Raw genomic sequence first — 11906 nt, forward strand, 5'->3', positions numbered from 1 at the left:
CGCAGCTCGTCCGAGATCGCCTCGACCGGCGCCGCCGCCGTATAAAGCCGCTTGTCGGGCCATTGCAGACAGGGCCGAACGCTCATGCGCGATACTCCGCTTCGGCCCGCGCCCGCGCCTCGGCCGACAGCCGATGCAGCGTCACGATGCCATCCAGATGGTCAAATTCATGCTGGGCGCAGATCGCGTCAAAGCCCACCAAGCGATCCTCGTGCAACGCGCCGTCAAGGCCCGTCCAGCGCAGATGCACCGCCCGCGCCCTGCTGATCTCTGTCGTCAGGCCCGGCAGCGACAGACAGCCCTCCGGCCCCACCGCCCGATCTTCCGACATCCAGAAAATATCCGGGTCGATGAAGACACGCGGCGCGCGCGGCCCATCCTTCCAGCCGGTATCCATCACGAAAACCCGTTGCAACACCCCAACTTGCGGCGCAGCGAGGCCCCGGCCCGGCGCCGCATACATGGTTTCCAGCAAATCCCCCGCCAGCGCCACCACCGCAGGCGTCACCACGCCAACCTCGGCGCAGCGCGTCGACAGCCGCGCATCCGGCCAGCGCAAAATCGGCAGAACCGCCACTTACGCCTGCCGCGCGCGTTCGCGCTTCAGCTTTTCCATCTTGCGGGTGATCATCTGGCGCTTCAGCGGGCCCAGAAAATCAATGAACAGCTTGCCGTTCAGATGGTCGATCTCATGCTGCACGCAGGTGGCCCAGAGGCCCGCGAACTGCTCTTCCTGCACCGCGCCATCAAGGCCCAGCCAGCGCACCCGCACCTCGGCCGGGCGCGCGACCTCGGCATATTGCTCGGGGATCGACAGGCACCCCTCCTCATAGCGCGACAGATCCTCGGATTCCCAGACCACCTCCGGGTTCACCATGGCCAGCGGGCGGCGCGCGTCCTGCTCCTTGCTGCAATCGAGCACGATCACCCGCTTGGTCACGCCGATCTGCGGCGCGGCCAGGCCCACACCCGGCGCGTCATACATGGTTTCCAGCATGTCTTCGGCCAGCTGCGCGATCTCGGGCGTGATCTCCGCCACAGGCTCGCACAGTTTCTTCAGACGCGGGTCGGGATGGATCAGGATGGGGCGTTTCATGCCCCCGATTTACGCGGTTCCCCGCCTCGTTGCAATCGGCCCGCCGCGCAATGCCAAGCGCCCCTTGCACCCGCCAATCGGCGCGTTACCCTGCCGCCGCAGCAGCGAGGCCCGCATGACCCAGACTCCCGACTTTGACGAGACGATCAACCGCATCGGCACCCATTCCGTGAAATGGGACATGATGGAAAAGCTTTACGGCGTTCCCCCGGGCGAAGGCATCGCCATGTGGGTCGCGGATATGGAGTTCCGCCCCCCGGCCTGCGTGCAAAAGGCGGTGGAGGACATGGCCGCCCATGGGCTTTACGGCTATTATGGCGATGAGAGCGACTATCTCGCCGCGATCCGCTGGTGGATGGAAACCCGCCATGGCTGGCAGGTCGAACCGCAAGCGATCTTCACCACCCATGGCCTTGTGAACGGCACTGCGCTGTGCGTCGATGCCTTCACCCAACCCGGCGATGGCGTCATCCTGATGACGCCGGTGTATCACGCCTTCGCCCGCGTCATCCGCGCCGCCGGGCGCGAGGTGATCGAATGCCCGCTGGAGGTGACCGAGGGCCGCTATACCTTCGACACCGCCGCCTGGGAGGCGCGGCTGACGCCGACCACCCGCATGCTCATCCTCTGCTCGCCGCACAATCCCGGCGGCCGGGTCTGGAGCATGGCCGAACTCCGCACTGTCGCCGATTTCTGCGTGCAACACGACCTCATTCTGGTCTCGGATGAAATTCACCATGATCTTGTTTTTGCGGGCCAAAAACACACCGTCATGCCGCTGGCCGCGCCCGAGGCGCTGGACCGCATGGTGGTGATGACCGCCACCACCAAGACCTTCAACATCGCGGGCAGCCATTCCGGCAATGTCATCATCCCCGATCCTGCCTTGCGCGCGCGCTTTGCCACGCGGATGAATGCACTGGGTATTTCGGCCAATTCCTTTGGCCTTTTCATGGCCACTGCCGCCTATTCGCCCGAGGGCGCGGCCTGGGTCGATGCGCTCACCGCCTATCTCGACGGCAACCGCCGCCTGTTCGACGAAGGGGTGAACGCCATTCCCGGCCTGCGCTCCATGCCGCTCGAATCCACCTATCTGGCCTGGGTCGATTTCTCCGGCACCGGCATGAGAAAATCCGAATTCATCGACCGCGTGCAGAAAGGCGCGAAAATCGCCGCGAACCATGGCGAGAGTTTCGGCGCGGGTGGCGACAGCTTCCTGCGCTTCAACATCGCCGCGCCGCGCGCCCAGGTGGCCGAGGCCGTGGCCCGCCTGCAGGCCGCCTTCGCGGATCTGCAATGAAAAAGCGCCAGCGCGGGGCCGGGCTGTTTTCCGCGCTGGCCCTGCTTGGGCTGATCGGGGCGGCGGTCCTGCTGTGGCTGCCGCCGCAACCCCTGCCCCACCCGCCCGCGACCGCCCTGCAAGGCCCGGTCGACCATATCCTGATCGAGAAAGCCGCCCGCCGCATGGTGGTGTTCCGCGATGGCAAGCCCTTGAAAACCTACACCATCGCCCTTGGCTTTGCGCCGCAGGGCGACAAGCTGCGGCAGGGGGATGGCCGCACCCCGGAAGGCCGCTTCCGCATCAACCGCCGCAATGCCGCCAGCGCCTATCACCTGTCGCTGGGCCTCGATTACCCGCAAGCCGAGGACATCAGCCGCGCCCGCGCCGCAGGCCATGACCCCGGCGGCGACATTTTCATCCATGGCCAACCCAACAGCCGCAAGGGCCAAGCCACCCTGCGGCAAGACTGGACCGCTGGCTGCATCGCCGTTTCCGACACGGAGATCGAGGAACTCTGGGCCGCCACGCCGAATGGCACCAGCGTCGAAATCAGGCCCTAATGCCGCGGCAATAGCCCCGCCGGGGCGTCAGGGTCGCGGGCATAATCCAGCGCCGGGCGCTCGCTCACCAAAGTGCTGCGCTTGAACTCGCAGATCATCAGCCCGCCTTCCACCCGGCTTGCCACGATCAGCGCTTGCAGGATATGGCGCGACCCGTCGAACACATCCACCAGCCCGCGCAGCCGGGGCGCCTTCTCGGCATCGAAACTCAGCGCGCTGTCGGTCAGCCCGATCACCGGGAACACCGCCGCGCCGATCTGCACCCGCAGCCGCGACCGCCGCGCCTGCCGTTGCAGTTTCAGCCGCATCCCCTCGCGCAGCTCCTCGGGCATATGTTCCAGCATGGCCGCTCCTCCTTCGCCCCGCCTGACCTCAAGTGTCGGGCGGATCGCGTTAAAATCAAGTCAACGCGGCGACAGGATAACGGCCAAACGCGACAGTTGCATGAATGTGACGCGGGCGTTGCATCTCGGCCACCGTTGCCTTCGCCCGCACAATCGGCATTCTGGCGGCAAGACAGAGGGCAGCATGACAGACACACCCGATCACGGCGGCGGTATCGACGCGGCAGCGCAGCGCTTTGGCGGCCACCGCGCCGACTGGATGGACCTCTCGACCGGCATCAACCCCGAGCCCTGGCCGCTGCCCGCCTTCCCGCCCGAGGCCTGGACCGCCCTGCCCGATCAGGCCGCCTTCAGCGCCCTGACGCAGGCCGCGCGCCGCTTCTGGGACGTGCCGGAGGGCGCCATGATCCTGCCCGCGCCCGGCGCCTCGGCGCTGATCGCGCGCATGCCCGGCCTCTGCCCCGCCGCCGCCGCCATCCCCGGCCCCACCTATAACGAACATGCCCGCGCCTTCCGCGCCGCAGGCCTGCCGGTCAGCGATGGCCCCGCCCCCGTTCCCGCGCCGGTCCGTGTCGTGGTGCATCCCAACAACCCCGACGGGCGGTTCTGGCCGGGCGATGGCGGCACGCATCTGACCGTGATCGACGAAAGTTTCTGTGACGTGACGCCCGAGGCGACCCAGATTGCCCGCGCCGCCTCGCCCGGCACCATCATATTGAAAAGTTTCGGAAAATTCTGGGGCCTTGCCGGGTTGCGGCTGGGTTTTGCCATCGGCCACCCGGAAACGCTGGCCCCGATGGCGGCGCTGATCGGGCCCTGGGCCGTCTCTGGCCCTGCCCTGCATGCCGGGGCGCTGGCGCTGGCCGACACGGCCTGGGCCGAGGCCACCCGCAGCCGCCTCGCTTGCGATGCCGACCGGCTTGACCGTCTCGTCACCGCGCGCGGCGCGCGCCTCGTCGGCGGCACCACGCTGTTCCGCCTTTATGATCTGCCCGAGGCCGCAGCCTGGCAAACCGCCCTCGCCCGCCACCAGATCTGGAGCCGCTGCTTCCCCTATAACCCGCGCTGGCTGCGCCTTGGCCTGCCGCCCGGCCATGGCTGGGACCGCCTCGCCGCCGCGCTGGAGAGCTGCGCATGACCGCCCTTCTGCTGCTGCCCGCCATGCTGCTCGATGCCGCCCTGGGCGAGCCGAAATGGATGTGGTCGCGCGCCCCCCACCCCGCCGTCCTGATGGGGCGCGCGATCGGCTGGCTCGACCAGCGCTGGAACCATGGGGCGCAGCGCCGCCTGAAAGGTGTGGCGGCGATGTCACTCCTTGGCATCGGCGCGCTCGGGCTCGGCGCCCTGCTGCACGCCCTGCCCGATGCCGGGCTGATCGAGATTGCGGTGGTCGCCATCCTGCTGGCGCAGCGCAGCCTGGTCGATCACGTCGCCGCCGTGGCACGCGGCCTGCGCGAAAGCCTGCCCGAGGGGCGCCGCATGGTCGCGCGCATTGTGGGTCGCGACACCGCCGCGATGGATGGCCCCGCCATCGCCCGCGCCGCCATCGAAAGCGCCGCCGAGAACCTGTCGGATGGCGTCATCGCGCCGCTGTTCTGGTATCTGGTCGGCGGGCTGCCGGGCCTGTTGCTGTATAAGATCACCAATACCGCCGACAGCATGATCGGCCACCGCACCCTCAGGCACGAGGACTTTGGCTGGGCCGCCGCCCGGTTTGACGACCTGATGAACCTGATCCCGGCCCGCCTCACCGCGCTTTTGCTGGCCGTGGCCCATCTGCGCTTTGACGCCGCCCCGATCATCCTGCGCGATGCGCCGCTGCACCGCTCGCCCAATGCCGGTTGGCCCGAGGCCGCCATGGCCGTCACCCTCGGGCTCTCGCTCTCCGGCCCGCGCAGCTATGAGGGCGAGATGCGCAGCTTCCCCTGGGTCTATCCCGAGGGGCGCCGCGATCCCGGCCCGGCCGAGATCGACGCCGCCTGCACCGCGCTGTGGCGGGCCTGGGGGCTGATGCTGGGCCTGACCGTGCTGCTGGCGCTGCTCTGACCATGGCGGATTGGTCGATCATCGCCACGGTGAAGGCCCCCGCCGAGCAGGTTCTGGCCTTTGTCGCGCATCACCTGCCCCTCGGCCCTGCGCGCATCCGGCTGTGTTTCGACGATCCCGCCGATCCCGCGATGGCCGCCGTGGCGGGGCTGCCCCGGGTCGAGGCGCTGGCCTGCGACGACGCCTATTGGGCCAGCCACCGCCTGCCGCGCCCCGACAAGCATCAGGCCCGGCAGGCGTTCAACGCCCAGATCCTGTATCGCAGCCAGTCCGAGCCCTGGATGCTGCATCTGGATGTGGACGAATTTCTGACCTCCGACGCCCCTATCCCCGCCCTTCTCGACCGGGTGCCCCGCCATCGCCCGCTGCTGCGCATCGCCCCCTGGGAGGCGCTGCACGATCCCGCCATGGACGATGACATCTTCACCGCCCGCCATTTCCGCGCCGAACTGTCCGGCCCGCATCACGCCGACCACCGCGCGCAGGTGTTCGGCCCCTATGCACCGCTTCTGCCCGCAGGCGTGCTGTCGCATGCCATCGGCAAGTGCTTTTTCCGCACCGGCATTGCCGGGCTGCGCCCCTGGATTCACGGCGCCAATATCCGGGGCGAGCGCGTGCCCCCCGGCGCGCCCGCCCCCGGCATGGCCGTGCTGCATTTTCACGCGCAAGACCCGGTGCGCTGGCGCGCGCAGCTGCCTTTTCGCCTGGCGCGCGGCGCCTATGTTCTCAAGCCCGAATTGCAGGCTTTCCTGCAAGAGGCAACCGAAGCCGCACTGGAGGCGTTTTATCTGCGCGTCCAGACCGCCACGCCCGATGCCCTCGCCCTGCTGCGCCGCGAAGGCCTGCTGCGCGAGGCCAGCCTGACCCTGCGCCCCAAGATTGCCGCCCTGAGGAGCCTGACATGACCGAAGCCCCGATCACCATGGCCGCGCTGATGGCCGCCTTGCCCAAGGTGCTGGCTGCCCCGAAAGACGCGGCAGAGGTGCTGCAACTCTGCTTCCGCCCCGGGTTCAACCAACGCGAGTTCCCCGAACAGCTGACCCTCACCCGCCGGGAGGGCGTGCCGGGCGAGCGTTTCACCTCTGCGCCTTGGCTCAAACTGCCCGATGGCAGCGGCGATCCGCGCATCCAGGTTTCCATCCTGCCCCGCCGCGTCATGGATCTGGTGTGGCGCGACCGCATGGGCACGCCGCATCCCGGCGACACGATCATCGCCGATCTCGACACGTCAGAGGCCAACCTGCCCGTCGGCACGCTGCTGTCCATCGGATCGGCGGTGATCCGGGTCAGCGACGTGTTCAACGATGGTTGCGTGAAATGGAAGGCCCGCTATGGGCGTGACGCAAAAGACTGGATCACAGCCCCCGGTCATCCCGAATTGCGCCTGCGTGGTATCCTGTGTTCGGTCGAGCAAGATGGCGTGATCCGGCGGGGCGACCTGATCCGCAAACAGCCCTGATGTCCTGAAACCTGCCTTTCCCCGCATCCCGCGCGGTCCGGCCAGTTCAGCTGATTCCCGTTAAGAAAGGGTTACATCCCCTCCGCCGGGCGCCGCGCCCGACGCCAGCGGATGAAATGCGCCTCCGCCTCGGCCGCCAGCGCAGCCCATTGCGCCAGATCGCCGAACGGCATCACCAGCGCCGCCTCGCCCGCCATCACCTCCATGCGGGCGCGTCCCATCCGGGCGTTCCATTCGGCCATCGCGGCATCTAGCGGGCGCACATTCCACGGCAGCACCAGCCGCCACCCCGCCTCGCGCGCCTCGGCCCGGAACTCTGGCGCCTGCGCGGCGATGCGCGCGTAAACCACGCCCCCATCCGCCTCAATGCCACAAAATCCGGCTGCCTCCAGCCGGGAAACCACATCATCCAGTGTCATGCCACCAAAGCCTCGGCCTTTTTCAGGTCCACCGAGACCAGCTGACTGACCCCCTGTTCCTGCATGGTTACCCCGAACAGCCGGTCCATCCGCGCCATGGTCACCGCATGGTGCGTGATGATCAGAAAGCGGGTTTCGGTGCGCCGGGTCATCTCGTCCAGCAGATCGCAGAACCGGGTGACGTTCGCGTCATCCAGCGGCGCATCCACCTCGTCCAACACGCAAATCGGTGCCGGATTGGCCAGAAAAACCGCAAAGATCAAGGACATGGCGGTCAGGGTCTGCTCGCCGCCCGACAAAAGGCTCAGCGTCGACAGCTTCTTGCCCGGCGGTTGGCACATGATCTCCAGCCCCGCCTCCAGCGGATCGTCGGATTCCACCAGCACCAGCCGGGCCTCGCCGCCGCCAAACAAATGCGTAAAAAGCGCGCCGAAAGAGCCATTGACCTGCTCGAACGCCGTCAGCAACCTTTCGCGGCCCTCACGATTCAACCCCTGAATGCCTCCGCGCAGCGTCTTGATCGCGGCCTCCAGATCGGTCTTTTCCTGCGCCAGAGTGTCATGCTCGGTCTGCACCGTTTTGGCGTCTTCCTCGGCGCGCAGGTTCACCGCGCCCAAGGCCTCGCGCTGGCGCTTCAAGCGGTTCACCTCGGTATCCAGCACCTCGACCGAGGGCATGCTGTCGGGGTTCACCGCCAAAACCTCCAGCAATTGCGCGGGGTTATGCTCGGTTTCCTCGCGGATCCGCGCCGCAGCCGCCTCGACGGCCTCGCGCGCCGCCGCGGCCCGGGCATCGGCGCGCGCACGGGATTCGCGCGCCTCGCCGGCGAGCCGTTCGGCATCGCGCTCGGCAATCTGCGCCTCGCGCAGCGCGGTTTCGGCAAGGATCAACGCCTGTTGCGCCTTGCCGCGCCGCGCCTCGGCCTCCTCGATCGCCGCCGCCAGATCCTCGCGCTGGATCGCCAACTCCTCGGGCGCCTCGCGCGCCTCGGCCAGCTCCTCCTCGGCCTCGGCCTTGCGCTCCGCCAGCTCGCCGCTGCGCTTTTCCGCCGTTTCCAGCCGGAGGCGCCAACCCGACAGCTCCTTTTGCACCTCCTGGCGCCGCCGCACCCGCGCCTCGCCCTCGCGCCGCACCTCATCCTGACCCGCACGGGCCGACATCATGGTGATGCGCGCGGCTTCGACCGCCATTTTCAGCTGTTCCACCGCCGTGCGCGCCGCGTCCAGATCGGGCAGCGCCACCGCGCCCGCCTCGGCCTCCGCAAGCCGCCCGCGCGCCGCCATCGCCTCATCGTCGAACCGCGTGACCGACAGCCGCGCCGCTTCCAGCCGCCCCGCCGCCAGCGCGCGGTCCGCTTCGGCCTTGGCCAGCGCCCGGCCCGCCTCGGTCAGCCTTTGATCCGCCGCGCGCCGCGCCTCGCGCGCCATCTGGTCGGCGCGGTTCAGCTCTGCGAGCCGCGCCTGCAAGGCCTCATGCGCCTGCGCCGCGCCCGCCGCCCGGGCCGCGACCTCCTCCAGATCGCGCTTGAGCTGCACAAGCCGGTTCAACTGCCGCAGCCGCAGCGCCGCCGCCGAGGGCGCATCCTCCGCCCCGGCGCAAAAGCCATCCCATCGCCACAGATCGCCCTCAAGGCTCACAAGCCTTTGACCGGGCAGCAAATTCACCTGAACGGCCTGCGCCTGTTCGCGCATCACAAGCCCGATCTGCGCCAGCCGCCGCGCCAGAACCGGCGGCGCCGTCACATGCGCGGCCAAGGGCGCCACGCCCGCAGGAAGCGGTTGCTCCACATCATAGCCCGGCAGCAAGGCCCAGCCCGAGCGCGCCGCCCCGCTCAGCTCCGGGCTGCGCAGATCATCGGCCAAGGCCGCGCCAAGCGCCGCCTCATAGCCCGGCTCCACCTGCAAGCGATCCAGCAATTGCGCCCCGGCCAAAGCCTCGCGCTCCACCAGCCGGGCCAAAGCCTGCACCTCGGCGCGCAGCGCATTGGCCTCGCCCTCGGCGCCCGAGCGTGCCGCCCGCGCCTCGGCCTCGCGCAGTTGCGCCGCCGCCCGTGCCTCCTCGGCGCTGGCCAAGGTCTCTTCGGCGGCCATCGCGAGGTCAGCCGCCTCCTCCTGCGCCATCGCCGCCGCTTCCTGCGCCTCGGCCGCCAGATCCTGCGCGTCTGCCGTCGCCTCCACCGCCGCGCGCGCGCGCCCCGCCTCGCCCTCGGCCCGGTCCAGCGTCACCCGCAGCTCCGCCAGCAAGCGCTGCGCCGATTGGTGCCGCGCCGAAAGCCGGGCCGCATCCTCGGTCCGCTCCGACAGCTGCGCCTCGCGCTCGGCCAGAATGGCGCCCGCCTCGCGCGCCACCTCCATGGCCTCGGCCAGCTTGTCGTCATGGCCTTCATGCGCCTTCACAAGCTGCGCCAGCTCCCAATCCAGCCGCGCGATCGTCTCGCCCGCATCGCGATTCAGCCCCGCCTCGCGCTCCATATCCCGCGCCAGCTGCGCGATGCGACCTTGAAGCGTTTCAATGACTTGGCGCGCCCGGGCCTCCGCATCGCCCAAGGCATCGCGCTGCACCACAAGCCGTTGCAGCACCGCGCCCGCGATGGCCTCCTCCTCGCGTTTGGGCGGCAAAACCGCCTCGGCCGCCTCCCGCGCACTGACACCGGCCCGCGCCGCCTTTTCCGCCGCCGCCGCCAGCAGAAGCCGGTCGCGCAAGGCGCCCTCGGCCTCGGCCCGCGCCTGATCGGCCTCGCGCCAGCGTCGCCACAGCCACATGCCCTCGCTGCGCCGCAGCTCCTCGCCGATCTCGCGATAGCGTGCTGCCTGCCGGGCCTGCCGCGCCAGCGTGGCGAGTTGCCCGGCCAGTTGCTCCAGCACGTCATCCACCCGCGCCAGATTGGTCTCGGTCGCGCCCAGCCGCAGCTCTGCCTCGTGGCGCCGCTGATACAGGCCTGAAATCCCTGCCGCTTCCTCCAGAATGCGCCGCCGCGCCTTGGGCTTGGCGTTGATCAGCTCGGCAATCTGGCCCTGCCGCACCAGCGCCGGCGATTGCGACCCGGTGGAGGCATCGGCAAACAGCATCTGCACATCGCGCGCCCGCACGTCGCGGCCATTGGCCTTGTAGGCCGAGCCCGCATCCTTGGTGATCCGCCGCACGATCTCCAGCTGATCGGCGTCATTGAACCCCGAGGGCGCCAGCCGGTCGCCATTGTCGATCACCAGCGCCACTTCGGCGAAATGCCGCGCCCCGCGCGTGGCGGCCCCGGCAAAGATCACGTCCTCCATGCCGCCGCCGCGCATTGCCGTGGGGCGGTTTTCGCCCATGACCCAACGCAGCGCCTCCAGCAGGTTCGATTTGCCGCAGCCATTCGGCCCCACCACGCCGGTCAAGCCGTCATGGATCACCAACTCCGTCGGATCGACGAAGCTCTTGAATCCATTCAGGCGCAGGCGGGTGAACCGCAAGGGAATCTCCGGTCTTTGGGCCGCGCATCGTCGGCCCTCAGCCGCCTTAAGTCAACCAAGCCGCAGCAGATGATCCAGCGACAGCCGCCCCGGTCCCCGCGCCACCAGTGCCAGAAAACAGGCCGCCCAAAGCCCATGCGTGGGCCAGGCCTCCGGGTAGACGAACAGCTGGATCACTGCCGTCATCCCCAGTAAAGCCAGCGCCGAAAGCCGCGTGGCCAGCCCCAGCACCAGCAGAACCGGCAGCGCATGTTCGGCCATCGTGGCCATGACCGCCGCCCAGTCCGAGGGGATCAGCGGCAGCTTGTATTCCTGTTCAAACAGGAACCAGGTGCTGTCCTTGATCTGAAACCCCTCCACCTTGCTGCGCCCCGATTGCCAGAACACCACCGCCGGAAAGACCCGCAGCGCCAGCGCCGGAATGTCCCATCCCAGGCGGTCAAGCAGCGCATTCACCCGTGCCATCATCTGTCGTCTCCCATCGAAAGCCCGACCAGCGCCCCCGCGCGGGCGAGGGTTGTCAAAATCCCGGCGGGCGCATGGTGCGGCTCTGCCGCCAGCCCCTCTGCTGCTGCCTGCAACAACGTCTCACCGCGTTGCAAAGCGGCGATGAAGGCCAGATCGCCCGGCCCGATCTCCTGCACCAGCACCTCGTCGCGTCGGTCGCGCAGGATCAGCGCGGCCTCCGGCTTTTGAGCGGGCAAGGGCGCGGGCGCGCCTCCCGGCTGGTTCATCGCCCAGGCCGTCACCACCGGCCAGCGCGACGCAAGCGCCGTCAGCGAAGGGTGCAAGGCCAGCCGAGCCGCTCCCGCATCGGCCGCCGCCGCCATCAGCGCCTCGGGCAACAGCGGCGCCGCATCCGCCGCGTGATAGGCCGCCCCCCGCGCCAGTTCCAGCCGCGCCACATCGGGCAGCCAGGGCAGGCCCGCCAGCGGCGGGAACCCTTCCAGAAAGGCCGGGAAATCCTGTCCCCATGCCAAAAGCAGCGGGCTTTGCGGTAAGCCCGTCTTCAGAAACACCTGCGCCATGGCGGCAAAGAATTCTGCCCCCACCACGCGCTCCACCACCGGAAAGCGCGCGGCCAGCGCCCGGCTCAAGCCATGCGCCACATTGTTGCGATACACATCAAACCGTCGCCCCACGGCCTCAAGTGTACAGGGTGTTACCCTTGGGCCAGTTTGCGCCGGGAAATGTGTATATTCCGTTACCGTTTCGCCGGTTTTCGACGGCGAAACGGTATAGGCCATG

13 protein-coding genes are annotated in these 11906 nt (G+C 68.8%); 6 read left to right on the plus strand and 7 right to left on the minus strand.

What is annotated here, in order from left to right; translation table 11 throughout:
- Positions 1 to 82: 82 nt before the first annotated feature.
- Complete coding sequence (gene def, locus JNN06_RS01975) at positions 83 to 577, minus strand: peptide deformylase (RefSeq protein ID WP_291237920.1); 495 nt, start codon at positions 575 to 577, stop codon at positions 83 to 85.
- Positions 578 to 1096, minus strand: a complete 519-nt coding sequence (def, locus tag JNN06_RS01980) for a peptide deformylase (protein ID WP_291237921.1) — start codon at positions 1094 to 1096, stop codon at positions 578 to 580.
- A 115-nt stretch (positions 1097 to 1211) separates the two neighbouring features.
- Between def (JNN06_RS01980) and JNN06_RS01985 the strand changes: the two genes are divergently transcribed.
- Positions 1212 to 2396 carry a MalY/PatB family protein gene (locus JNN06_RS01985; protein ID WP_291237922.1) on the plus strand — a complete coding sequence of 395 codons (1185 nt, stop codon included), beginning with the start codon at positions 1212 to 1214 and terminating at the stop codon, positions 2394 to 2396.
- Positions 2393 to 2938, plus strand: coding sequence for a L,D-transpeptidase family protein (locus tag JNN06_RS01990; RefSeq protein ID WP_291237923.1), 546 nt, complete (start codon positions 2393 to 2395; stop codon positions 2936 to 2938). Before JNN06_RS01985 ends, JNN06_RS01990 begins: the two co-directional genes overlap by 4 nt.
- Here JNN06_RS01990 and JNN06_RS01995 read toward each other — a convergent pair.
- On the minus strand, positions 2935 to 3282 hold the full coding sequence (locus JNN06_RS01995; protein WP_291237924.1) for a hypothetical protein: 348 nt from the start codon (positions 3280 to 3282) through the stop codon (positions 2935 to 2937). The genes JNN06_RS01990 and JNN06_RS01995 overlap by 4 nt on opposite strands.
- Before the next feature lie 184 nt (positions 3283 to 3466).
- Between JNN06_RS01995 and JNN06_RS02000 the strand changes: the two genes are divergently transcribed.
- Genes JNN06_RS02000 through JNN06_RS02015 form a run of 4 tightly spaced genes read left to right on the plus strand, consistent with a single transcriptional unit; the run spans position 3467 to position 6787 of the window.
- The gene (locus tag JNN06_RS02000; protein WP_291237925.1) at positions 3467 to 4420 is read left to right on the plus strand and encodes a threonine-phosphate decarboxylase; all 954 of its coding nucleotides are present in this window, start codon (positions 3467 to 3469) and stop codon (positions 4418 to 4420) included.
- A complete protein-coding gene (gene cbiB / locus JNN06_RS02005) occupies positions 4417 to 5328 on the plus strand; it encodes an adenosylcobinamide-phosphate synthase CbiB (RefSeq protein WP_291237926.1) in 912 nt (303 codons plus the stop codon). Before JNN06_RS02000 ends, cbiB begins: the two co-directional genes overlap by 4 nt.
- A 2-nt stretch (positions 5329 to 5330) precedes the next feature.
- Positions 5331 to 6233, plus strand: coding sequence for a glycosyltransferase family 2 protein (locus tag JNN06_RS02010; RefSeq protein WP_291237927.1), 903 nt, complete (start codon positions 5331 to 5333; stop codon positions 6231 to 6233).
- Positions 6230 to 6787: a hypothetical protein gene (locus JNN06_RS02015; protein WP_291237928.1), complete on the plus strand. Its 558-nt coding sequence runs from the start codon at positions 6230 to 6232 to the stop codon at positions 6785 to 6787. Before JNN06_RS02010 ends, JNN06_RS02015 begins: the two co-directional genes overlap by 4 nt.
- 71 nt (positions 6788 to 6858) lie before the next feature.
- Here the strand turns inward: JNN06_RS02015 and JNN06_RS02020 are convergent, their stop codons facing one another.
- The 4 genes from JNN06_RS02020 to JNN06_RS02035 all read right to left on the minus strand — a co-directional run.
- Entirely contained in the window at positions 6859 to 7206 is a 348-nt protein-coding gene (locus JNN06_RS02020; RefSeq protein ID WP_291237929.1) for a hypothetical protein, read from the minus strand.
- Positions 7203 to 10658: a chromosome segregation protein SMC gene (gene smc / locus JNN06_RS02025; RefSeq protein ID WP_291237930.1), complete on the minus strand. Its 3456-nt coding sequence runs from the start codon at positions 10656 to 10658 to the stop codon at positions 7203 to 7205. The genes JNN06_RS02020 and smc overlap by 4 nt, the downstream gene beginning before the upstream one ends.
- A gap of 51 nt (positions 10659 to 10709) precedes the next feature.
- Positions 10710 to 11126 (minus strand): DoxX family protein, encoded by a 417-nt coding sequence (locus tag JNN06_RS02030; RefSeq protein ID WP_291237931.1) that lies wholly within the window; start codon positions 11124 to 11126, stop codon positions 10710 to 10712.
- On the minus strand, positions 11123 to 11906 hold a 784-nt coding region (locus JNN06_RS02035; RefSeq protein WP_291237932.1), incomplete at its 5' end, for a DUF2063 domain-containing protein. The genes JNN06_RS02030 and JNN06_RS02035, both read right to left, overlap by 4 nt.

It is taken from the genome of Gemmobacter sp. (assembly GCF_016792925.1).
Lineage (GTDB): Bacteria > Pseudomonadota > Alphaproteobacteria > Rhodobacterales > Rhodobacteraceae > Gemmobacter.